The sequence below is a fragment of the Thermosynechococcus sp. genome (assembly GCF_025999095.1).
In the GTDB taxonomy this organism is placed as follows: domain Bacteria; phylum Cyanobacteriota; class Cyanobacteriia; order Thermosynechococcales; family Thermosynechococcaceae; genus Thermosynechococcus.
The window spans coordinates 940,514-963,557 of sequence record NZ_AP024678.1 but is presented as its reverse complement, the minus strand read 5'-3'; the positions used below and the strand labels follow the sequence as shown (position 1 = coordinate 963,557).

At 55.0% G+C, this 23,044-nt stretch carries 14 protein-coding genes; 5 read left to right on the top strand and 9 right to left on the bottom strand.

The genetic code is table 11. The features are described from left to right. The first annotated feature begins 93 nt into the window (after nt 1-93). Both Q0W94_RS04750 and ndhD1 read left to right on the top strand, forming a co-directional pair. Nucleotides 94-2,073 (top strand): NAD(P)H-quinone oxidoreductase subunit 5, encoded by a 1,980-nt coding sequence (locus Q0W94_RS04750; protein WP_297761860.1) that lies wholly within the window; start codon nt 94-96, stop codon nt 2,071-2,073. Between the two features lie 49 nt (nt 2,074-2,122). After that, entirely contained in the window at nt 2,123-3,724 is a 1,602-nt protein-coding gene (gene ndhD1, locus Q0W94_RS04745; RefSeq protein WP_297761857.1) for a photosynthetic/respiratory NAD(P)H-quinone oxidoreductase subunit D1, read from the top strand. 330 nt (nt 3,725-4,054) lie between these two features. Here the strand turns inward: ndhD1 and Q0W94_RS04740 are convergent, their stop codons facing one another. The 3 genes from Q0W94_RS04740 to Q0W94_RS04730 form a co-directional block, all read right to left on the bottom strand. Next, nucleotides 4,055-4,624: a transposase gene (locus tag Q0W94_RS04740; RefSeq protein WP_297761855.1), complete on the bottom strand. Its 570-nt coding sequence runs from the start codon at nt 4,622-4,624 to the stop codon at nt 4,055-4,057. A gap of 189 nt (nt 4,625-4,813) precedes the next feature. Continuing rightward, nucleotides 4,814-8,527, bottom strand: coding sequence for an Eco57I restriction-modification methylase domain-containing protein (locus tag Q0W94_RS04735; RefSeq protein WP_297761852.1), 3,714 nt, complete (start codon nt 8,525-8,527; stop codon nt 4,814-4,816). Further along, entirely contained in the window at nt 8,524-11,994 is a 3,471-nt protein-coding gene (locus tag Q0W94_RS04730) for a helicase-related protein (RefSeq protein WP_297761850.1), read from the bottom strand. The genes Q0W94_RS04735 and Q0W94_RS04730 overlap by 4 nt, the downstream gene beginning before the upstream one ends. A gap of 158 nt (nt 11,995-12,152) precedes the next feature. On the opposite strand from Q0W94_RS04730, the gene Q0W94_RS04725 reads away from it, so the two are divergent. Then, on the top strand, nt 12,153-13,742 hold the full coding sequence (locus Q0W94_RS04725) for a glucose-6-phosphate isomerase (RefSeq protein WP_297761848.1): 1,590 nt from the start codon (nt 12,153-12,155) through the stop codon (nt 13,740-13,742). Beyond that, a complete protein-coding gene (locus Q0W94_RS04720) occupies nt 13,742-14,788 on the top strand; it encodes an extracellular solute-binding protein (RefSeq protein ID WP_297761846.1) in 1,047 nt (348 codons plus the stop codon). The genes Q0W94_RS04725 and Q0W94_RS04720 overlap by 1 nt, the downstream gene beginning before the upstream one ends. On the opposite strand, the gene Q0W94_RS04715 is transcribed toward Q0W94_RS04720, so the two are convergent. Both Q0W94_RS04715 and Q0W94_RS04710 read right to left on the bottom strand, forming a co-directional pair. Beyond that, complete coding sequence (locus tag Q0W94_RS04715) at nt 14,785-16,065, bottom strand: CCA tRNA nucleotidyltransferase (RefSeq protein WP_297761845.1); 1,281 nt, start codon at nt 16,063-16,065, stop codon at nt 14,785-14,787. The genes Q0W94_RS04720 and Q0W94_RS04715 overlap by 4 nt on opposite strands. Nucleotides 16,066-16,070: 5 nt before the next feature. Continuing rightward, nucleotides 16,071-17,372, bottom strand: coding sequence for a pentapeptide repeat-containing protein (locus Q0W94_RS04710; protein WP_297761844.1), 1,302 nt, complete (start codon nt 17,370-17,372; stop codon nt 16,071-16,073). A 105-nt stretch (nt 17,373-17,477) separates the two neighbouring features. Between Q0W94_RS04710 and Q0W94_RS04705 the strand changes: the two genes are divergently transcribed. Continuing rightward, complete coding sequence (locus Q0W94_RS04705; protein WP_297761843.1) at nt 17,478-17,750, top strand: YciI family protein; 273 nt, start codon at nt 17,478-17,480, stop codon at nt 17,748-17,750. Here the strand turns inward: Q0W94_RS04705 and Q0W94_RS04700 are convergent. The 4 genes from Q0W94_RS04700 to Q0W94_RS04685 form a co-directional block, all read right to left on the bottom strand. Next, nucleotides 17,747-18,952 carry an argininosuccinate synthase gene (locus Q0W94_RS04700; protein ID WP_297761842.1) on the bottom strand — a complete coding sequence of 402 codons (1,206 nt, stop codon included), beginning with the start codon at nt 18,950-18,952 and terminating at the stop codon, nt 17,747-17,749. The two genes, Q0W94_RS04705 and Q0W94_RS04700, sit on opposite strands and share 4 nt — an antisense overlap. A gap of 97 nt (nt 18,953-19,049) precedes the next feature. Next, nucleotides 19,050-20,054, bottom strand: coding sequence for a 2-hydroxyacid dehydrogenase (locus Q0W94_RS04695; protein ID WP_297761841.1), 1,005 nt, complete (start codon nt 20,052-20,054; stop codon nt 19,050-19,052). A 236-nt stretch (nt 20,055-20,290) separates the two neighbouring features. Then, nucleotides 20,291-21,469, bottom strand: a complete 1,179-nt coding sequence (locus Q0W94_RS04690) for a DegT/DnrJ/EryC1/StrS aminotransferase family protein (RefSeq protein WP_297761840.1) — start codon at nt 21,467-21,469, stop codon at nt 20,291-20,293. 450 nt (nt 21,470-21,919) lie between these two features. After that, nucleotides 21,920-23,005, bottom strand: a complete 1,086-nt coding sequence (locus Q0W94_RS04685; protein ID WP_297761837.1) for a glycosyltransferase — start codon at nt 23,003-23,005, stop codon at nt 21,920-21,922. Nucleotides 23,006-23,044: the final 39 nt, after the last annotated feature.

Below are 23,044 nucleotides of genomic sequence, written 5' to 3'. Positions count from 1 at the left end.
ATGGCAGAATGTAAAGGGCTTTGCCTACACTAGCGATTCATACCTATTTGGTTGTCTAGGCAGGCAGCTCTCACGAAAAGTTAGGTGGCACGCATGGAACCCCTGTATCAGTACGCTTGGCTGATTCCCGTTTTACCCCTGTTGGGAGCGCTCATTGTTGGCTTTGGTTTGATTGCCTTCTCAGAGACCACCTCGAAACTACGGCGTCCCAGTGCCATTTTCATCATGGCGTTGATGGCGATCGCCATGGTGCATTCCCTGAGCCTTTTCTGGAGCCAAGTTCAAGGCCACGCCCCCTACACACAAATGATTGAATGGGCGGCGGCGGGCAATCTCCACATTGCTATGGGATACGTGATTGACCCCTTAGCAGCATTGATGTTGGTCATCGTGACAACGGTGGCCTTTTTAGTCATGCTCTACAGCGATGGATATATGGCCCATGACCCCGGCTACGTGCGCTTCTTTGCTTACTTGAGCTTATTTGGTTCCTCAATGCTGGGGTTGGTGGTCAGTCCCAACTTGGTGCAGGTTTACATCTTTTGGGAACTGGTGGGGATGTGTTCCTACCTGCTGATTGGCTTCTGGTATGACCGCAAAAGCGCCGCAGAAGCGGCACAAAAGGCCTTTGTCACTAACCGAGTTGGGGATTTTGGTCTGCTGTTGGGGATGGTGGGGCTCTTTTGGGCAACGGGCACATTCGACTTTGCCGGCATGGGCGATCGCCTGACAGACCTGGTCAACAGCGGTCTACTCTCTCCGAGTCTTGCCGCCATTCTCGCCATTTTGGTCTTTCTAGGGCCGGTGGCCAAATCTGCCCAGTTTCCCCTGCACGTCTGGCTGCCGGATGCGATGGAGGGCCCTACACCCATTTCTGCCCTCATTCACGCGGCAACGATGGTGGCCGCCGGGGTTTTCCTGATTGCACGCATGTTCCCCGTCTTTGAACAACTGCCCCAAGTCATGACCCTCATTGCTTGGACGGGTGCCTTTACGGCCTTTATGGGGGCGACCATTGCCATCACCCAAAACGACATTAAGAAAAGTCTGGCCTACTCAACGATTTCCCAACTGGGCTACATGGTGATGGGGATGGGGGTGGGGGCCTATAGTGCTGGCCTCTTTCACCTCATGACCCATGCCTACTTCAAAGCGATGCTCTTCCTGGGATCGGGGTCAGTGATTCACAGCATGGAAGGGGTGGTTGGCCATAACCCAGACCTAGCTCAAGATATGCGCTACATGGGGGGTCTGCGCAAGTATATGCCCATTACGGGAGCAACGTTTCTAGTGGGGTGCTTGGCCATCTCTGGCGTGCCTCCCTTTGCCGGCTTTTGGTCAAAGGATGAAATTTTAGGTGCCGTCTTTCATGCCAACCCGGCAATGTGGCTGCTGACGTGGTTCACGGCTGGCTTAACCGCCTTTTATATGTTCCGCATGTACTTCATGACCTTTGAGGGCAAGTTCCGCAATGCGCCCCCAGAGCTACAGGAGCACCATGATCACGATGCCCACCAGGATCACCACGCTGCTGCACCCCATGAATCTCCTTGGACAATGACGCTGCCTTTGGTGGTGCTAGCGATTCCCTCGACTTTGATTGGCTTTGTGGGCACTCCCTTCAACAACCTCTTTGAGGCCTTTATTCATGCCCCTGGTGAGGAGAGGGTGGCGGAGCACGCGGTGGATTTGACGGAGTTCCTCATCCTTGGGGGTAGCTCTGTGGGGATTGGCCTGATTGGCATCACTGTGGCTTACCTGATGTACGTCAAGGGCACCCCCCGTCCGCAGGCGATCGCCAAAGCCATTCAACCGCTGTACCAGTTCTCACTGCATAAGTGGTATTTCGATGAACTCTATGAAGCAGTCTTTATCAAAGGCTGTCGGCGCTTGGCGCGTCAGGTTTTGGAAGTGGACTACAACGTTGTCGATGGTGTGGTTAACCTCACGGGTTTTGTCACGATGGTCACCGGTGAAGGGCTGAAATACTTCCAAAATGGCCGTGCCCAATTCTATGCCCTAATTGTGCTACTGGCGGTGTTGGGATTTGTCATCTTCTCAGTGCAAGCCTAGCCCCGGTCATAGTTCTTTCCCAACTGCTGGAGGAGTAAACACGATTGCCATGAGTACCTTTCCTTGGCTGACAACAATTATCCTGTTTCCGATTGTGGCTGCCTTGGCGATTCCCTTCATTCCAGATGCCACGGGCAAAGGACGCCCAATCCGCTGGTATGCCCTGACGGTGGGGTTGATTGACTTTGCCTTGATTGTCTATGCCTTCACCTATTTCTATGACCTAAACACCCCTGGCCTGCAGCTGTGGGAAAGCTATGATTGGATTCCCGAAATTGGCCTGCGCTGGTCAGTGGGAGCCGATGGGCTCTCAATGCCGTTGATTTTACTCACGGGCTTTATTACGACGCTGGCGATTTTGGCGGCTTGGCCAGTGACCCTGAAACCGCGGCTGTTTTACTTTTTGATGCTGGCGATGTACGGTGGCCAGATTGCTGTTTTTGCCGTGCAGGATATGCTGGTGTTTTTCCTGGCCTGGGAACTGGAACTCATCCCGGTGTACCTGCTCTTGGCAATTTGGGGCGGCCACAAGCGTCAATACGCGGCAACAAAGTTCATTCTCTACACCGCTGGTAGCTCCCTCTTTATTTTGGTGGCGGGCTTGGCCATGGCCTTCTATGGCGACACCGTCAGCTTTGATATGCAAACCTTGGCGGCCAAGGACTATGCCATTGGTTTTCAATTGCTGGTCTATGCAGGGTTTTTGGTGGCCTACGGCGTCAAGCTGCCGATTGTCCCCCTACATACCTGGCTGCCGGATGCCCACGGTGAGGCAACGGCGCCAGTGCACATGCTCCTGGCGGGGATTCTCCTGAAGATGGGAGGCTATGCCCTTATTCGTATGAACGTGGATATGCTGCCGGCAGCCCATGCCAAGTTTGCCCCCGTTTTGGTGATTTTGGGTGTGGTCAACATCATCTATGCGGCGCTGACCTCCTATGCCCAGCGCAATCTCAAGCGCAAAATTGCCTACTCTTCGATTTCCCACATGGGCTTTGTGCTGATTGGTATTGCCTCGTTTACCAATTTGGGTATGAGTGGGGCGGTGCTGCAAATGGTGTCCCACGGCTTAATTGGGGCCAGCCTTTTCTTCTTGGTCGGGGCCACCTATGATCGTACGCATACACTGATTCTGGAGGAAATGGGCGGCGTTGGCCAGAAAATGAAGAAGATCTTTGCCATGTTTACGGCCTGCTCCTTGGCCTCCCTTGCCTTGCCGGGGATGAGTGGCTTTGTGGCTGAACTGATGGTCTTTATTGGCTTTGCCACCAGCGATGCCTATTCTTTGCCCTTCCGTGTGATTGTGGTCTTTTTGGCGGCAGTGGGGGTGATTTTGACACCGATTTACCTGCTCTCGATGCTGCGAGAAATTTTCTACGGCCCCGAAAATAAGGAACTGGTCGAGCATGAAGCCCTTGTGGATGCTGAACCCCGTGAAGTGTTTATCATTGCCTGCCTGTTGGTGCCAATTATTGGCATTGGCCTCTATCCGAAGCTATTGACGCAAATTTACGATGCAACGACAGGTCAAGTGATTGCTCGCGTGCGGGAGGTGGTACCGACACTGGCTCAGCAGAGAGAGCAGCCCCTGGCAATCCTGCCAATGGTGGCCCCACGCTTGGACACTGTGAGTGATTGGAGCAAGTTGTAATAAACGCATCGACGGCGGCATGGCAAAAATAGCAATTTCTTGCTGGCATTGGTTTACGATTTCCGCTGCCACCACTTTCGCAAAAAAACACATCCAATCCTTCCTAACAAGGATCACAGAATACGCCGCCGGCTGGGTGTAGTCATATCGGGGCAGGCGAATGCTGCGCCGATGGTGCCTGTGCGGGTCGTAGGGCATGGCTAAAAATTACGTATCCACACTGGGGCAAGAAATTTTCGCCCCTAAGCGCTGTCTGCCTTTTCCAGCGGTGCGCGCAGCAGCTGAAGGATCGCTCCAGGTCAACGCCTCGGCTCCCATCGCTATGCCACTTCATGCACTGCCGAACCACATTTCCTCGTCGGGGTTTCTGCCCGTGGGGTTGGGGTTCTCGCGGTCGAGGTGCCAGCGCAGGGGGTTGGTGACGATGTATTGGCGGATGCGTTGCAGGGCGTCTTCGGTGCGGATGATGTGTTCGTAATAGTTGCGTTGCCAGACAGGGATGCCGGGGGTATTCCGGATTTTGTTGATGCCCTTGGCTGATGCCATTTTGAACCGTCCAATGATTTTCGGCAACAACATGCGACGCCGTTCATGTTGAGGTAATTGTTGGTGCGGTTGGGATTGTAGGGGCAATTCATGTAGGGGCAATTCATGTAGGGGCAATTCATGTAGGGGCAATTCATGAATTGCCCCTACAATTTGTGGGGACGCATCGGTGATGACGATAATCCCATGCATATGATTGGGCATGACGATGCATGCATCCAATGCCACATTGGGAATATGGTTGGGTAGGTCATACCAGGTTTGGGCAACGATTTCGCCGAATTCGTTCAACCGCATCTGGCCCTCCACCACCTGGCCAAACAGACACGCCCGCCCCTGCGTGCAAATGGTCACAAAATACGCCCCCGGCTGGGTGTAATCGTACCCCTTCAGCCGAATGCTGCGCCGATGGTGCTTTTGCGGGTCGTAGGGCATGGCTAAAAAATACGTATCGACGGTGGGGCGAAAAATCTTTCGCCCCTACACGCTGCGCGCCCTCTCCAACCGCGCCCGCACCAGCTCCACCACCGCCTCATCATACTTTCATGTTACCCCATACATCTCCAACACCCTTTCATCCAACTCCCGCTGTATTTCTTCTAATTTTGCTTCCGCCTCTTTTTCGCTCAGCTTGCCCGCAAATTTTTGCTTTTGCACCGAAACCGCACGGTTAAATATATCTTCAAACACTTTTAATTGCTCTGCAGTGGGAATAATTATCGGCAATTGACGGGCATCGTTGATTTGGAAATGAACAGTCGTATTCACAAAAGCATTTAAATACGTTGACATAAAATCCGAGTTTAATAGACTTACAATAAACTTTGAATTTATCAAAGAAAAAATTGGAAATAATGACATACTAAGAACATCGTGCAGACTATTTTCCTTTATTCTACATCTAATTGCATAACTAACATCTGTCCAGCAAAAACCTTCCCGGAAGTAGAATTGTGGATTGCGTACAACAGGCATTCCTTCGCCTTTTTTCCCTGAATTTTCTTTTAAAAATTTCACATTTTCTTTGCTCCAATCGATGTAATAAGGTGTAGGAGCATACCAGCGGTTGCCATCTTTATCGCCTTTGTCGTAGGGCACAAAAGTTTTTTCGCCGTCAATACCGTTGAGTTTTTCATCGTTGGTAAGGGTGTCTACATCAGCTATTTCATCGGGACTTACAATGCGGTACAGCCAGCCCTGCCCAAAAATATCGCGTCCGTATTTTTCTTTTAGATCGTCAAAAAGCTGTCGAATTTCTTTTTCGTTTAGGTTGTTCAGAAACTGTTGGGCATCGTTTTTGGTTCGTATGCCTTTTTCTTTGCAAAATTTCGTTGCTAACAGAAGTTTTTCGGGGCGTTGCTTACGAACATTATCAGCCCATTTGGTGCCTTCCAATACCCCAATGTATTTACCATTGTTAGCTGTAGCAAGTCCCTGACCACCTTCGGTAATTAATCCCAGTAGCGTAATATCACCTGGTTTTAACGAATTGCGGTATGTTTCAAGTTCTTTTTTATGTTTATCTATGTTTTTGCTGGTGGAAATTTTATCCCACCATTGGTTTAGTAATTCGTTAACCGTTTTTCCCAAGCGTTGATATATTTTTTTGTTAAAATCGGTGGGTACAAATATTACTTTATTGGGAGCAGTGGCATAATCGTTTTGCTGGATGGTGTACTTTTGTGGTTGGGTAATACTCGTTTTGCCATCTAAGAATACAACTTCATGTGTGGGTGTTGGTGTAGCTTTTTTAACAATAACCACACCGGTATCGACCATTGCATTTTCAAACGGATTGGCAGTATCAAAAATCTGAAGTATAGTATTTTTAAGCAAAAGTTCACGAAGATTTTTTTTGGTTTGTATGGTCCAATAGCTTTTTGAAGTAATGTATGTTAAAATACCTTCATCTTTTAATAATTCAAGTCCCTTAAAAAAGAAATGATTATAAGTATCGTCAGTAAAACCAAAATGTTTTTCAAGTTGTTTTTTGTTTTCTGCGTCTATGCCTTTTGTTGAGATATAAGGCGGGTTGCCAATCACGATATCGAAGTCATTGCGGATTCCGAACATCCATTCCGGGTCAAACCAGTTGGCAAAAGCATTTTGGTCGTAAGGGTCCCAGGCGGCGAGCTTCTCCGCTGTTTGGCTTCCCAAGCCGTCGTGCTTCAATAACTCGGCGAGCTCGGCGCGGAGCTGGGCATCGCACTCGCGGTACTTCTGCTTGGTTTGCGGGGTGCGGGCTGTGAAATGGGCCTCGCGCACGCGTGCCAGTTCGCGCTCAAGTTCCTCAATCTTCGGGGTGCGAAAGGCGAACTGTGCCGGTCGCTCGATGCCGATGAGCGTGTTGGCGGCGACGAATTTGGTTTCGAGGTTCGGCAGCGGGCGGATGCCCAGGTTGGGGGCAGACGGATCCACTTTCTGATCCACGGTTAGCGAGATGAAGAAGCGCATTTTGGCGATTTGAACAGCGATGGGCTGAATGTCCACGCCGTAGAGGCAGTTCTCAATGAGATAGAGCTTGCGGCCGTAATCCAGTTCACCTGCGGCAAAGGCCTGCTCGATGTCCGCGAGCACTTTATCGCGGATAGTGGCGTCGGGGATTTCTTGGGCTTTGGCAATCTGTTTCTCTTTCCAGCCTTCGTTGCGTGGGTCGAGTTTGCCTAGGATGAAGACCAGCTTATGCAGTAGCCCCATCAGGAATGCACCCGAACCGCAGGCCGGGTCAATCGCCTTCAGATTATCAAGGGCGGTAATGAGCGTTTCCACCTCTTCAGGGCTGAACTGGTGCGGTTCATCGTTGTAGGCCAGCAGATGGCAGAGGCGGGACTCATGGGTGTCTGACGGATGAACCGCCTGGAGCTTCGGCTTGAGATACGCCAACAGTGACTCATCCACCATGTACTCCACGATGGAACGCGGGGTGTAATAGGAACCTGTGGCTTTCCGTGCGGTCGTGGCGGTTTCCGGGTTGTAGGCCGCCAGCAGATTCTCAAAGACTTTTCCAGCCAATTCAGGATCGAGCGCCACCTCCTGATCGAGCGGTGTGGATTCAGTGACCGTGAAGTTGTAGCGATGGAAGATGTGGATCAAACCGCGCACAGTAGCGCGCTTGAATTTGGTTTGGCCGTAGGCTTGGGAAAGGTCCACCACCTGCTCGTCGCTGAAGAACAGAAAATCGGGCATAAAGAGCGGGTTTTTCGGATGATCGGAGAAGCCATCGATGCGGATGGTAGGTCGGTTCTCTTCGGTGCGATAGACCCGATCCAAGCACTCAAACAGTCCGCCATTGAGGAAGGGGATATTTTTCGCCAGCTGCAGAAATTGGTCGGGATTGTTGAAGTAGTCTTCGTAGCGGTAGAGGTTGGTGATGCCACAGTGGGGATCGCGCCCGCGTGGGTCTTTGTTGCGTTTGCGAAACTGCCGCTTGCCGATTTCCTGATTGAGCGTGGCGAAGAAGAGGTTTTGCAGGATCGCTTTATAGAAGGTGGTGTTCTTGCTTTCCGGCAGCTTGTCGCCGTTTTTGAGGAGCCTTGAGAGTGTGCCTAGATCGAAGAGTTCGCGTGGGATCAACCCCATCTCTTTCACAAACCAGCAGAAGATGAGGCGGGTAATCAGGCGAATGAGGCTTTGGGAAATGTAGGCTTCAGAGTTCTTTTCGGTCGGCGGCATCGGGAACTGCACATGCTCGCGCGCCCAGAAGAACCAGTTGGCAAGTTCCTGATAGAACCGCTGGGTAACTGCTTCAACATCGAAGGCGCGATCGAGTTTGTCGGTGAGGGTGGTGATCGGCGGCTCACCAGACATCAGCTCGTCGAGGCTAAAGGCAAGTTCGCCCAGGCGTTCAATGGTGGTGCGGGCAGCGGAGCCGACCTCGTAGGGCAGGGTGCGGAGTTCGATCTTGCCGTCAGATCGCTGGCGCGCCCAGGTGAAGGCAACTTGTCGCTGGTCGGAGGTTACATAGCACAGAAGATGCTCAGCGTGGATGGGTTTGAGGACGCGCTGGACCGCGCGGCGGGCGGTAACACCGGGAAGCTGGTCGTCAGGCCACTCGACGCGATACACCGGCAGCCCTGAGAGTTGCGCTACCGGATGGAGCGTGATGCGCTGGTTGATGGGCGTGCCGAGATCGAGCGTGCGCGGCGTCAAGCCGCGCGGTGCGCCCCAGTGGAGGGTTCGGCAGAAGAGATTGCTGAGCTGCTGCGGTGAGCCGGCGGCGTTCAGGCACGACTGGATGCGTTGGAGCAGGGTGTTCATTGTTGCACATCTCCTGTGAGAGCCGAATGATTCGAAGGCGCAGCCGAGGCTAATCCCATCGAGCAGATGACTTTGGGTTCGGTTGGCGCTTGGGTCTCTTCGGCGGTTATTTCACAGAGGTTCTCATCTGCTGCGCGGCGCATTACCAGCTCGAGCAGCGCTTCATCGGTGATGCCCAGGCGCATCTGCCGGCTGATGGCTTCTTTGGCTGCATTCTTGAGTGGATATCGGTAAATGAGATCAAGCACCCGGTCGAGCTGTTGCAAGGTCTCTGAGGTGAAGAGCGTGGGCTTCGCCTGAAGCTGCTCGCGGTAGCGATCGAGCCGCTCGTAGAGCTTGCGGCGGACACTGCGCGGCGGGCCGAGCTGGCCGCCGAGGACGGTCTGCTCGTCGGTGGCAATCTCTGCGCAGCGGGCGACAAGGGCGTGATGGTTCTCTGCCCGCGGCAGCGCTGGTTCATCTGGCGCGCAGGCAGCCGCGCGGAAAATGGCCGAGATGGACTGGGAAACCAGGTTGCCATCTTTGTCCACCCGTATCAGCGCATCCGTGCCATCGGGATAACGCAGGTAGGTGATGACGCCCGGAGGATGCTGATCAGGATCGGCAGTCTCTGCCAGTGCGCGTGTGGCAGAGACGATGGGCGGCAGGGCGATGGCTTCCTTTTGATCGGTCTCAGAAGCGCTCTTCCAAACTTGCAGCGCCAGGCTCGCCAGGTCAATGTCCTCGTCGGATTGGTCGTCGTCGAGCGTGCCGGCTTTTTCGGTGTAGAGATCGCGCAGTCTATTCGCTGCTTCCTCGCCGAAGAAGGTTTCGTCGGTGCCGATGACTTCCTGATTCGCTTGCAGGCGCTCGAAAAGCCGTTTACGTAGGCGGATGATGCGCTCGACGCCTTCGGCGGGGAGGAAGGAGTACACGTGGATGGTGTCGTGCTTCTGGCCAATACGGTCCACGCGGCCGGCACGCTGAATGAGGCGAATGATCGCCCAAGGGAGGTCGTAGTTGACGATGATGTGGCAGTCCTGTAGGTTTTGCCCTTCCGCCAGCACATCGGTGGCGATCAGGATGCGAAGCTCCTGTTCGCCCGCACGCAGGCCACCGTTGGTTGAAGGGCTGAAGCGGCGCGCCAGCGCGACCGGATCGCCGGTCTGGTTGGTCACGATCTCGAGACCGGTGATGCCTCGCTTAGGGAGTTGTTGCCCAAGATACTGGGCTGTATCGGCAAACTGGGTGAAGACGAGCACCTTATCGTTCGGGTGATGTTCCGTCAGCAGCGTTTCGAGGGCACCAAGTTTCGCGTCGTGTCCGGGATCCCACTCGCCCATGCTCGCAAGAATAGCCAGCAGCGCGGTGGCGTCGGCTTCGAGGGCTTGCTTGAGCGCAGGGCGGAAGAATTTCGCATCGAGCCAATCGAAGCGGTTGTGGAATTGCTGGACGTAGGTCTTGTACACAGCGGCAGCGCGTGCTTTGAACGGCGCCAGTGGGTCGAGAGCGGCTCCTGATGCTGCGCTCTCGGCAGCGCTTTCGTCGAGTGGGGGATCAACGTCATCGGGAACGACGGCGGTGTCGTCGTCGGAATCGCTGACGGCAGTATCGAGCATCGCGGCATCCTGCGTGCCGATGGGAATGGGGCGACCATTTTCGAGCGCGTGAAGCGTAACGAGGTTGCGCAGAATGTACCGGCGCACGGAAAGCAGGAAGCTATAGCCGCTGGATTCGAGTCGTTTGAAGAGGTTGGTGCGGCAAAATCCGATGAGGCGGTGGCCCGCACGGTTGAGGTTATCGAGGATGCGCTTTTCGTCTCCTTGAGCGAGTTTTTCGGCATCTTGGACGAGGTACTGCGCCATGCCATAGCGTGGCAGCGCGAGGCCTTCGATCACCTGCACGACCTCGTCGCGAAACAGTCGTGCGTACTGATCGGTGGGGTCGTCCTCGCGAATGGTGAACTCGAGTCTTTTGGGCTTCCGGACAGGAAAGTACGCTGGTTGTCCATTCAGCAAAACGTAGTAGCGCTGCTTTGCTTGGTCGAACGTGGCGTAGTGACGGATGATGAACTGGCGCGTGCGCCGCACGAGAAACAGGCGCATCAGGTCGCGCCAGTCCTCCGGGAAGGTGCTTTGCTCGAAGGCGCGCAACGAGTGCGGCGACGTCTGGAAGCACGCGATGAAGTCCATTTCGCTTTTTCCGCTCGCGGCCCACCCTTGGAAGAACCGTTCGGGTCGCACGTGTAGGTCTTGGTTTTCGTCCAGAAAAAGCCGCAGTTGGTTGCCGAGGTCGGTAAAGAGTTTGTTGTACGGTGTAGCGGTGAGCAGCAGCACACGTGGATCGTTGCGTTCGATGTAGTCGCGCAAGGCGCGGTAGCGCTTGCTTTCGCGGTTGCGCAGGTTGTGGCTTTCGTCAATCACGAGCAGCCGGTAGCGGGGGGCGTTGTCGCGCCCAATGACATCGCTTACCTTGCCGAGCGACAGGACACGTCCGTTGATTTCGTAGTTTTGCAGATACTGCTCCCACATGGGTGCAAGCTTCGGTGGGCACACGACCAGCGTGTTGCTCTGGTCGTCCTCCTGAAAGATGCGGGCAATGGCGGTGGCCATGAGCGTTTTGCCCAGTCCCACGACATCGCCGAGCAAGACGCCGCCCCGGCGGTAGAGGTAGTGGGCCGCCAGCGATACGGCCCGCTCCTGAAAATCGAGCAGCGGGGTACCTTTCTCGCTGAAAATGGGAGGGAGGCGAAACTCACGCTCACCCTGGCGGGCTTCTTCCGAGAGGTGGTGGGCGATCTTGAGGTAGAGCAGGTAGGGGCGAACCAACTCCGTACGTACCCAACTGGTCTCGATGAGGTTGGCGAGCGTATCGGTAAGGTCTATCGCCAGCTCATCGCGCCAGCGCTCGTCAAACCACGCTTGTAATTTGGCGGCGGCGTCTTGTTCGACCACATCTACGTTGAGCTCGCCTTGTTGAGAAAGGCCTGCCAGGGTGAGGTTGCTGCTGCCGACAAAGCCGATCAATGGGGTCACACTATCGGTGCGCCGCACGAGATAGAGCTTGGCATGCAGCGGATAGGGCAGGAACGCCTTGAGGAACACCTTGTGCGCCCGAAGCTGCGCGGCCAGCCGCCGCAGGGTGCTTTCCGCTTGCGCCGACGGCACGCCGAATTCCAGTTGCTGCTTGAAGCTCTCGGTCATGCGGCGCTTGAGTTGTGCAAGCTTCAGACCATCAACGGTTTCGGGATCGCGCTTGAGGCGGGCGAGGGCTTTCATCTCCTCTTCGGGCGGGCGTTGCATTCCCACCAGCACGCGGCAGGCGGCCTCTTCTCTCCCGCCGGGCAACGCATCCACGAGGTCGGCCAATTGGTCCCAACCGCGCAGGTTGAGGTAGCCAACGCAGAACGCGCATGACTGGGCGCTGCCGATGAATTGGCGCAGCCCATCGGCAAGTGATTGGCTGATGTTGTCGTAAATCTGGGGCATTGCTATCTGTTTGTGGGGCCAAAGGAAGAGCGGCTGAGGTAGAGGAGGACCGGTAACTGCAAGGGGCGCACCTTTGACCTCAGTTAGGAGTATTTTACTTACAGTCAGCAGGGGACGGTCGTTGAGGTACCCTGAGATCGTAGGGCAGGAATGGTTTTATGGATACGTTGGCTCTGTGGCAGCATTACCAAGAGTGGTTGTACTATCACCCCGAACTGGAATTTTATGTGGATGTCAGTCGCATGGGGCTGACTCCGGAAGGGGTCCGTCGCCTAGAGCCAGCCTTTGAGCGCGCCTTTCAGCAAATGAAGGAATTGGAGGCGGGGGCGATCGCCAACCCCGATGAAGGCCGCATGGTGGGTCACTACTGGCTGCGGGATCCAGACTTAGCCCCCAGTCCGGACTTGCGCTTGCAAATCCGCGATGCGATCGCCCAAGTCAAGCAGTTTAGCCAGCAAGTCCACAGTGGCGCCATTGCCCCACCTCAAGGGGGTCGCTTTACGGATATTCTCTCAATTGGCATTGGGGGGTCTGCCCTGGGTCCGCAGTTTGTGGCCTCGGCCCTCGCGCCCGTGAATCCCCCCTTGAACATTCATTTTTTGGACAACACCGATCCAGCAGGCTTTGAGCGGGTCTTTGCGCAGTTGGGCGATCGCCTGCGCACCACACTCGTGCTGGTCATTTCCAAATCGGGGGGGACACCGGAAACCCGCAACGGCATGCTAGAAGCCCAAGCCCGCTTCCAACGCGCCGGTCTGGCCTTTGCCGATCACGCCGTGGCCATCACCCTGCCCGGCAGTGGCCTTGCCCAAGTAGCGGAGTCCAACGGTTGGCTCGCCATTTTCCCAATGTTTGACTGGGTGGGGGGACGCACCTCCGAACTCTCAACGGTGGGCCTATTGCCCGCTGCCCTGCAAGGGATTGACATTGATGACCTCCTCATGGGAGCGAAATTGATGGATCAGGCAACTCGTGTGCCGCATATCCGCCAAAATCCCGCCGCCCTCCTCGCCTTAGCGTGGCACCATGCCGGCAAGGGTCGGGGGGAAAAAGATATGGTTGTCCTGCCTTACAAAGACAGTCTGCTGCTGTTTAGCCGCTACTTGCAGCAGTTGGTCATGGAGTCCCTCGGCAAGGAAAAAGATCTCGACGGCAACATTGTCCACCAAGGGATTGCCGTCTATGGCAACAAGGGAACCACCGATCAACACGCCTATGTGCAGCAGTTGCGGGATGGCCTACCTAACTTTTTTGTTACCTTTATTGAAGTGTTGCGGGATGGTCAAGAGCCCAGCATTGACGTGGAGCCCGGGATTACCGCGGGGGATTACCTCAGTGGCCTGCTCCTGGGCACGCGCCAAGCCCTCTATGAAAAAAATCGCCCCTCACTGACGGTGACCATTCCGGAGGTGACGCCAAAAACCGTGGGGGCCTTGATTGCCCTCTACGAGCGAGCGGTGGGTCTCTATGGCTTCTTGGTGAATATCAATGCCTACCATCAGCCGGGGGTAGAAGCAGGCAAAAAAGCAGCGGCAGCCAACTTGGCGCTGCAACGGCAGATTGTCAAAGTGTTAGAACAAAGTGACGAGCCCCTCGACTTGGGGGCGATCGCCCGCGCTGTCAATGCGCCCGATCAACTGGAGCGGATTTACCTGATTCTGCGGCACCTGGTGGCCAACGATCGCGGCATCGAGCAGCTGGGGGATCCCGCTCAGCTGAGTGAATTACAGTTTCGGTGGCGACGCTAATGCAGCGGCGGCAATTTTGTCAGGGGTTGTTTGCCCTGGGGGCGATCGCCCTCAGTGGTTGCCAAGCAAGTGCCAATGGCGGGCTAACCGTTCATCTGCTGCGCAAATCCTTACCGCTTCAACTGATTCAGCGATTTCGTCAACAGGCGGGTGTGGGTATTCATCTACGGCTTCAGGAAACCCCCCAAGCTTTAGCCCATACCCTTGCAGCAGGCAACCTAGGGTCAGCCGTTCTCAGTCTCGGGGACGCCTGGCTAAATCAGGCGATGAGCCAACACCAGATCGCCCCTCTTCCCAAAACCCGAATTCAAAACCGGCTTGACTGGGCTGAACCGTGGCAGCCACTTCTCCAAGTCCTCAGCGAAGGGGATGCTTTATGGGGGCTCCCCTATCGCTGGGGGGCAACCGCCCTCATTTATCGCCGCGATTTCTTTGCCAATTTGGGCTGGGAACCGACCGATTGGGATGCCCTATGGCATCCAGCGGTTCAAGGTCACTACAGTCTGTTGAATCAGCCGCGGGAAGTGATTGGCCTAACCCTGAAATCCCTGGGGCTATCCTACAACGGCCCCCCCACCCACCCGGAATTGCGGCAACGCTTGCAGCAACTGCGCCAAGGCTGTCGTTTCTTTAGTTCTGAGGCCTACTTGCAGCCGCTGATGCTCGGCAGCACGCAATTGGCAGTGGGTTGGTCAACGGATCTACTGCCGCTCCTGCAGCAAGATCCCCAGACCTACGGGGCAGTGTTTCCAGCCAGTGGCACAGCCCTTTGGGTGGATCTGTGGGTCTGTCCTCAGGAGCCCAGTGCCGCAGCACTGGCCTGGTTGAACTACTGGTGGCAACCCCAGGTTGCTGAACAACTGAGTCAGTTTAGCCATGCTCCTTCACCCCTTGTTAGGAATCTTAGGGAAACCCTGTTAAGCCGGTATATTCCCTTTGCAACGCCGCCGGCCTTTGCCAAGAGTGAAGTCCTGCTTCCCCTCGATGGGGCGACCCAAAAGGCCTATGACACCCTTTGGCAAGAGATTTTTCTAACGAGTTCCTAACTCGGCCTTGGTTCAGTTGCCCCCTTGAGGAGTTGGGCCACATAGGCTAGGGCTTGGGGGCGATCGCTAACTTCTCCCCGCGCTTGGGCCGCTTCCACCGCTCGCAACAATTCACCCACCCGCGGCCCTGGCGAGACGTGAAAGGCTTCCACCAGATCAGCACCTCGCACCAACTGGGGGGGATGGGCAATGGCATCCCTAGGGTCTAACCACCCTTTGACCAGCGGTACCAAATGCGCTTTGGGGATGCCACGGCTAAGGGCAAGAGCAACAAAGGCTGGAAAAGAGCTGCCTGCGGCGCGGAATAGATAGAAGGCTTGCTCACGGTTCAGGGGCTGCTGGAGGGGGACTAGCCAGTGGCTGAGGAGGCGGCACAGAACTTGGACAATGCGAATTTCATCGGTGGTGTAGGTGAGGGCAGTCAATTCCTCAGCAGCCTGGCGATCGCTGGCATTCACGAGGCAGGTGAGCTTGGCCAAAGCCGCTAGGGTTCGCCGTTGGGGTTCACCGGGGGCATGCGTTGCGGCAATGGATTTCGTCAGCGCCGGCCACAGGGCAGGGAAAGGGAAATTCCCTAGGGTAGACTCAAGGGCATGGTAATGGGTTATCCGCTCCTCGGTTACTGCCGGCAACCACACCGCCAATACCCCATCGCGAAAGGCAAGGGTCACTTGAGCCGCACCCTCAACAGCACTCAGGAGATAACTGAGTTCTACCCGCACCCGTTCTGGGGCCACTCGCCGCAGTTGGGGGGCAAGGGTTTGGATCACCTGCCGTGTTTCGGGCGTAATCGTAAATTGGAGTTGAGCGGCTTGGCGATAGGCGCGTAGGAGTCGCAATGGATCAGCGGCAAGATTTTCTGGCGCCACATAGTGAATTTGGCGCCGTTGCAAATCTAAGAGGCCACCGAGGGGATCAACAATGTGGTGGTGGTGAATGTCGTAGGCAATGGCATTGATCCGAAAATCGCGATCGCGCAAATCGGCTAAGAGCGTCTCACCATGCCGCTGGGCAATGTCCACCGTCGTATGGGGAAAGACTAAGCGGGCAATCCCGCGATCGCGATCCAAAAGAACCCAGCCAGCCTTGTACTTATCCGCCAGTTTTTTGCTCAGGGCAATAGCATCCCTGGGCACAATAAAATCCCAGTCGGGGTACAACGTTGTCCGACCGAGGAGAGCATCCCGCACCGCCCCCCCCACAAGGTACGTATCGGCGGGTAAATCACTGACAGCAAGGGGCCAGCGGCTAAAATCAAAGGGTTGAACGACGACCATCAGAGCTAGTTGAGATCGATCGCTTGCCCACCAATGATAACCCTCAGATTTTCCCCCTCAACACAGACTGGTCCAGCTGCGGTTTGAATCGTCAAACGGTTATTGGCAAATTTCAGTAGCCCCCTCCAGGGAGGAACAGTCAGAGTTGGTGCTGAGGTACTCGTTGCTAGGGATGCCGGGGACATCTTTTCTAGCCAAATCAGTGAGGCATCCCCCGCATAGTGGCGATCGCCCCCAGGTGTCTTAATGATCAGCCCCCCCGCCGCCGCGGGTGAAAAAGCAATCTCCTGAATGGGCTGCCACTCCTTACCCACCAAAAGTTGCAATTGCGACTGCTGTTCCTCGGCAGCAGCCGACTTTAGCAGCAGCCACCAGGTCTTCCAGAGTTGCCGCGCCGTTCCTAAACGCACCTCACCCTCCTGGGGAATCGGCACCTGCTCGTACTGCCATGCCGGCAGCGGTTCACTGACGTATTGGGTGGGCAAAAATGAATGGGCTTGGAGTACGCTGGCCACTAAATCTGCAAAGGGTGCCTCGGTAAAAAGGGTTATTTTTTCATCGGCCAGACTGGCTCCCTCCACCACCGCAACGACCGTGTCAGTGACAGTGCGCAGTTGATAACAGTGATTGCCCAAATCCACCACCTTCAAATCGGCACTTTGATAGGTACTGGGCAAGGGGTGCTGTTGCAGGATCAGCATTTGAATCACCTGCTCATTTGTCCACTCAATGAGAGTGGTTTCGTTAGCAACCGCCATTGGCTGGGGAGTTGCGGTAGGGGGTGGCAATGGTACCTCCTCAACTTCCCCTTGATCAAAAACCACTTCACCGTTGGGTAGGATGGTGCCTGAGAGCTTGGCCTCCTCTAGGTCCCGCCGGCGGGCGATCGCCCCAGTCAAATCCGCCTCCGACAAATCCGCGCCCACCACATTCGTATCCTTGAGGTTACTGTCGTGGAGAACTGCCCCCTTGAGGATGGCACCGCTGAGGACTGCTCGCTGCAAATTGGCTCGGGAGAGGTAGGCTCCCACCAAAACAGCCCCACTTAGAATGGCATCCTGCAAGTTAGCATCGGTGAGGTTAGCCCCACTCAGATCTGCACCAATCAGGTTAGCTCCCCGCAGATTGGCATTGGCAAGGTTAGCCTTGATCAAATCCGCCCCACTCCAATTAATGCCCTGCAGATTGGCTCCCGCCAGATCAATATGGCTGAGTTGTACTAAAGGAAACACACTGCCTGCCAAATCAACACCACGGAAATTCCGCACGCCACGGGCAAATTCACTTAACAAGGTTTCAAGGGTCATGGCTTTGCTCATAGCCGCTCACCATCAGGGCAAAACAGCGTCACTCAGGCACACTGCTTATAGCTATTCTAGGTCTTGATTCCAATCCACAGGAGCCAATCACCAATGCCATGGTTTGTCAAAATTGAGCGCGGCATTGTGGACAAAGCAACTTTCGATCGCTATGTTCCTGCCCATCGGGCCTATGTGCGCTCCCTCATTGCCGCCGGCCATCAAGCCCGCACGGGATACTGGGCTGAGCGAGGGGGTGGCATGCTGTTGTTTCAGGCCGATTCCCGCAAGACGGCTGAGGAAATTGTTGCCCGCGATCCCCTCGTCCAACACCAGTGCGTTCACTACGAACTCCATGAGTGGTGTATTGTCGAGGCCCCCGATTAGCCTTGGCGCAGTTTTTCTGCCCAGACACGGGTGGGGAGCCCCCACACATAGATAAAGCCCTCGGCTGCCCGGTGATCGAATTGATCCTCGGCGCCATAGGTGGCCAAATCAGGCGTATAAAGGGAGTAGGGAGACTGCCGTCCCACCACCCGTGCAGTTCCCTTAAAGAGCTTGACGCGCACGGTACCTGTAACCCGCTGCTGAGTCTGTTGAATAAAGGCATCAAGGGCTTCCTTGAGGGGGCTATACCAGAGACCGTTATAGACCAAGCGGCTGTAGGTTTCCTCAATGCCCCGCTTATACTGCGTCACATCAGCAGTCAGAGTCAAACTTTCCAAATCGCGGTGAGCGTCAATGAGGACCAGTAGACCAGGGGCTTCGTAAATTTCACGGGATTTAATGCCGACCAGGCGATTTTCAATCATGTCAATGCGGCCAAAGCCATGGCGACCCACTCGCTCATTGAGTTCACTGACCAATGTCACCGGATCAAGGGGGCGACCATCGAGGCTGGCAGGAACCCCTGCTTCAAAGCCAATATCCACATACTCCGGGGAGTTGGGGGTGTGTTCAATGGCTTGGGTCATCAAATAGACCTCCTCAAGGGGTTCAATCCACGGATCCTCAAGGGGGCCAGCTTCAATACTGCGTCCCAAAAGATTGCGGTCAATGCTGTAGGGGGAAGATTTCTTTACAGGAGCAGGAATGCCAAAGCGTTCGCCATAGGCAATGGTTTCTTCACGGCTCATGCCCCATTCACGGGCGGGTGCTAAGACCTTGAGATGGGGATTGAGGGCAGCGATCGCCACATCAAAGCGGACTTGATCATTCCCTTTCCCAGTACAGCCGTGGGCAACAGCGTCAGCACCGTATTGGGTAGCCGCCTCCACCAAGAGCTTGGCAATCAAGGGGCGAGCAAGGGCCGTCGAGAGGGGATAGCGATTTTCGTAGAGGGCGTTGGCTTGAATGGCTGGAAAAGCATAGTTGCGGATGAACTCAGCTTTGGCATCAGCCACTAACGAGGCGCTGGCACCTGCATCAAGGGCCTTTTGGCGAATGGGCTCCAGTTCATCCCCCTGTCCTAAATCCACTGCGAGGGTAATAACTTCCTTCACTCCCCACTCGTGCTTGAGATAGGGAATACATACGGAGGTATCCACCCCCCCCGAATAGGCCAAAATGACTTTTTCTGCACGCCCCATGAGTCTTTCCTGACTTATCTGAAACAAACGCGATCGCTACTATAGCGGATCTGTTTGCCCGAAAAGTCATTAGTCCCCCTGTTGAGTTGGTTGAGCCTCAGGGTGAAGGCTGTTTCACTTCGTTTGCTAGGGGCAGGCCTTGCTCAAAACAGGTCAAATTTTCAATCGTGGTACGGGCAATATCCGTGAGAGCATTGCGGGTAAAGAAGGCCTGGTGGGCAGTAATCACCACATTGGGGAAGGATTGCAGGAGTTGGAAGGTGTCGTCCTGGATGATGGTGTCCGAGAGGTCTTGGAAAAAGAGGGAGTCTTCCTCTTCATAGACATCAATGCCCAGATAACCAATTTGGCCGCTTTTAATGCCCTCAATGACGGCTTTGGTGTCCACCAGTTTGCCGCGACTGGTATTGATTAACATGACGCCCCGCTTCATTTGGGCGATCGTGGTGGCGTTGATCAGGTGTTCATTTTCGGGAAGCAGGGGGCAATGGAGGGTAATAATGTCGGATGCCGCCAGCAATGTTTCTAAGGTTGTGTAGGTACCAATCTCCCTAAAAGCTTCACTAGGGTAGGGGTCATAGCCGTAGAGGTCGCAGCCAAAGCCGTGCAGAATCTGCGCAACAACTCGGCCAATTTTACCCGTGCCAATGATGCCAACGGTACAACCATGGAGGTCAAAGCCCATCAGTCCCTCTAGGGAAAAGTTATCATCGCGCACCCGGTTGTAGGCACGGTGGAGTTTGCGGTTGAGCATCAGCATCAGTCCCACCGTATGTTCAGCCACGGAATAGGGGGAATAGACACTGACGCGGGTGACCGTTATGCCCAAGCGGGCAGCCGTGGCTAAATCCACATTGTTAAAGCCCGTACAGCGCAGGGTGACCAGACGCACCCCCAACTCTGCTAGTCGTTCTAGGGTCTGGGCCCCAAGATCGTCATTGACAAAGGCACAGATTGCACTGTGCCCCTCGACTAGGGCAGCTGTTTTAGGCGCCAACAGCACATCGTAATAGGTCAGGCGATGGGGATGCCCTTGAGCCGCATTGGCAGCATCCAAAAACTGGCGATCGTAGGATTTCGCACTAAAAACCGCAACCTTCATGGGGGATCTCCTCGGGCAAGCAACAGGACAGCCCTTTCCAGAGGGGGTAAACACAGCCAATACCCAGAAAGCTAATGTAGGACATCATGTCCCGTGTTGTGTTTGTAACGCCCCATCTTGGCAAAAAGCTGTAGCTAGCCTAGCGAGTCTCAGTTTAAGGTTCTGTTAAGTTGGCGCAAATACTGCCTTAGTGCAGATGCTAAGGCAAGGCCTGAAGGGATACTCACAGAAACGCCTCAGGACTGGTGAAAAAACTGACGAATGGTTGCCGCAATATACTCAATGGTGGCATCGCTTAATTCAGGCCAAATGGGTAAGCTAAGAACCTCCCTGGCAAGGCGATCGCTCACGGGATTGGGAGGAGATTGCCCCTTGTACATCGGAAAGTGATCTTGGGGAATGGGGTAGTAAATCATTGAACTAATGCCAGCCTCCCTTAGGTAAGCCACAAGCGCATCCCGCTGGCCATTCAGCACCCGAAGTGTATATTGATGAAACACATGCCCCGCAGACACGGCTGGGGTCACCACTGCCTCAAGACCGGCCAAGGCTTGGTTATAGGTTTGGGCAACTCGCCGTCGCTGTTGATTCCAGCGATCGATATGGGGCAGCTTCACCCGTAGAATTGCTGCCTGGAGGCTATCCAAGCGGGAATTGTAGCCAATCATTTCGTGGTGGTAGCGTTGACGAGAGCCGTGAACCCGCAGCATGCGCGATCGCTCTGCTAAATCCTCATCGTTGGTGGTAATCAGACCGCCATCACCATAGGCACCCAAATTCTTGCTGGGGAAAAAAGAAAAAGCACCCATGGTACCGATCGCGCCCGTGAACCGCTGGGCCAAGGCCTCTTGAGTTGCCGCTTCACATTGACAATTTTCACAGGGCGGGCAATAGCGGGCCCCAAAGGACTGGGCACAATCCTCAAGGATGGCTAACCCATGAGCCTGAGCAAGTTCCATAATTGCTCCCATCGCCGCCGGTCGGCCAAATAAATGCACGGGCAAAATCACCTTGGTGCGAGGGGTAATCGCTGCAGCAACTTTACTGGGATCGAGGTTAAAGGAGTCCAATTCCACATCCACAAACACAGGGCGGGCACCCACCAAACTAATTGCCTCTGCTGTGGCAAAAAAGGAAAATGGTGTTGTAATCACCTCATCCCCAGCACCCACCCCCAAACTGCGCAGGGAAATCACCAGAGCATCCGTACCGGAATTAACTGCTACCGCATGGCGCACCCCTAAATAGGCGGCCACCTCTTCCTCAAAGGCCTGTACCTCTGGCCCGAGAATGAACTGACCTGATGCGAGTACCCGGGCAACGGCGCGATCGATGTCGGCTTGCAGGGAGTAATACTGAGCTCTCAGATCTAAAAGGGGGATGGTGTCCATGACCGGGGCGACGTAGCTATCCATTAAGTACCTTTACCACCTGCCTGTGGCAGTGGCGGTAGAGCAATGTAGTCATTCTAGATTCTCGACGGTCTCGGCACCCTTTTCCAAGGGGTGTGTAACCACTTGGCATTTCGACCTACTAAGATGGGATGCTATGCAGTAGATGCGCTACTTTTGGCTTCCATACTTGAAGAAAGTATTGGGTTGCTATTTTATAAATGAGTATGAATGAGTTGCCGCCGCGAAAGCCCCCCCTTTTAAGGGGGGAATGAATGCCCAATCATGAATATTCCACCTGCATGGCCGCCATAGGTACAGCATTGGTGTGGTCTTGGTCTTGACCTATAGTTTTGGTTTATTTAGTAGGTGCTCAGCGCGATCCAAGACTCCTGCAGCAATCCGCACAGGCAGGCTAGCACTTGACTTTGCTCTAGCGGCTCAAGCTGTTGCGGGTAAACTGAAAAGTTGCAGTCATAGCAGCAGCTCCAGATATTTGCGCGCCGCAGTTTCAGGGGCAAACTCAGTAGCACGACGCTGTAGGGCATCGCGATCCACTGGAGACTCTAGCGCCTCCTCCATGGCGCGGGTGAGAGCCTGGGCATCCCCCACCGGCACAAGACGACCATATCGCCCGCCTTCTAGGATTTCTGCAGGACCCGAAGGGCAATCGGTAGAGACGACTGGCAGGCCGAAGGATAACGCTTCAGCAAGAACATTGGGAAACCCTTCATTGTTTGAGGAGAGGACAAACAGGTCAGCCGTGCTGTAAAAGGGGGAAGGATCAGGGTGAAAACCTGCAAATATGACCCGATCCGCAATACCCAGGTCAGCAGCCAGGGTGCGTAGGGGAGCCTCACTTGGCCCTTGTCCCACCAGCATTAATCGGGCCTCTGGTTGGGCAAGGGCAGCAAAGGCTCGCAGTAACAGTGGCTGATTCTTCACCGGTTCCAACCTGCCTACCGTGAGGATGTGTGGGCCATTGGTCCCCCAGAGGGCATGGGCGGCATTGCGTTGCTCAGCCCCAGGTTCAATAGCAGGGGGAATTGGGTTATAAATGGTAACGAACTGCTCTGGCGACATTAGGGAAAGGGAAGCAATATCCGCACAGACGCCCTGGGAAACGCCAATACGTGCCGAAGCAAGGCGGTAACCTAGAATAACTGAAGGGCGCAAAGCCAGCCGAGGCAGCCAGTCCCACATCTTGCAGTGGCCTGAGATTACATTGTGCTCACTGATCAAAACCTTGCCACGAAACCCTGCAATACGTGCGGCTATCGGAGCAATGACTGTCAAAGGCCACATGGCCGCAAGCAACGCATCGGGGCGCCGCTGTCGCAGGTAACGCACCACTGCCGGTAGAGAGTTACGAGGGCGATCGCCACCCAAATCCACCACTGGGAATTCACTTTGCGCCTCCGCTAACAAATCCCCTCTGGCCCGCACCAGCACCAATTCCACTCTATGGCCATGGCGTGCCAATTCCCGCGCCAGCCGCAGCCGCGAACGCTCGGCACCGCCACCCCGCAGGTCAGGTAAGAGAAGGGAGATTAGCTTCATCCGTTTTGCGGCCATCACTCACCAAATCTGATAATTTAC

Excerpts from the sequence above, each read along its gene's own strand:
- Q0W94_RS04750 (WP_297761860.1), top strand. The coding sequence starts at position 94 with ATGGAACCCCTGTATCAGTACGCTTGGCTGATTCCCGTTTTACCCCTG.
- Q0W94_RS04730 (WP_297761850.1), bottom strand. The coding sequence starts at position 11,994 with ATGCCCCAGATTTACGACAACATCAGCCAATCACTTGCCGATGGGCTG.
- Q0W94_RS04725 (WP_297761848.1), top strand. The coding sequence starts at position 12,153 with ATGGATACGTTGGCTCTGTGGCAGCATTACCAAGAGTGGTTGTACTAT.
- Q0W94_RS04715 (WP_297761845.1), bottom strand. The coding sequence starts at position 16,065 with ATGGTCGTCGTTCAACCCTTTGATTTTAGCCGCTGGCCCCTTGCTGTC.
- Q0W94_RS04700 (WP_297761842.1), bottom strand. The coding sequence starts at position 18,952 with ATGGGGCGTGCAGAAAAAGTCATTTTGGCCTATTCGGGGGGGGTGGAT.
- Q0W94_RS04690 (WP_297761840.1), bottom strand. The coding sequence starts at position 21,469 with ATGGATAGCTACGTCGCCCCGGTCATGGACACCATCCCCCTTTTAGAT.
- Q0W94_RS04710 (WP_297761844.1), bottom strand. The coding sequence starts at position 17,372 with ATGACCCTTGAAACCTTGTTAAGTGAATTTGCCCGTGGCGTGCGGAAT.
- ndhD1 (WP_297761857.1), top strand. The coding sequence starts at position 2,123 with ATGAGTACCTTTCCTTGGCTGACAACAATTATCCTGTTTCCGATTGTG.
- Q0W94_RS04735 (WP_297761852.1), bottom strand. The coding sequence starts at position 8,527 with ATGAACACCCTGCTCCAACGCATCCAGTCGTGCCTGAACGCCGCCGGC.
- Q0W94_RS04720 (WP_297761846.1), top strand. The coding sequence starts at position 13,742 with ATGCAGCGGCGGCAATTTTGTCAGGGGTTGTTTGCCCTGGGGGCGATC.
- Q0W94_RS04695 (WP_297761841.1), bottom strand. The coding sequence starts at position 20,054 with ATGAAGGTTGCGGTTTTTAGTGCGAAATCCTACGATCGCCAGTTTTTG.
- Q0W94_RS04705 (WP_297761843.1), top strand. The coding sequence starts at position 17,478 with ATGCCATGGTTTGTCAAAATTGAGCGCGGCATTGTGGACAAAGCAACT.
- Q0W94_RS04685 (WP_297761837.1), bottom strand. The coding sequence starts at position 23,005 with ATGAAGCTAATCTCCCTTCTCTTACCTGACCTGCGGGGTGGCGGTGCC.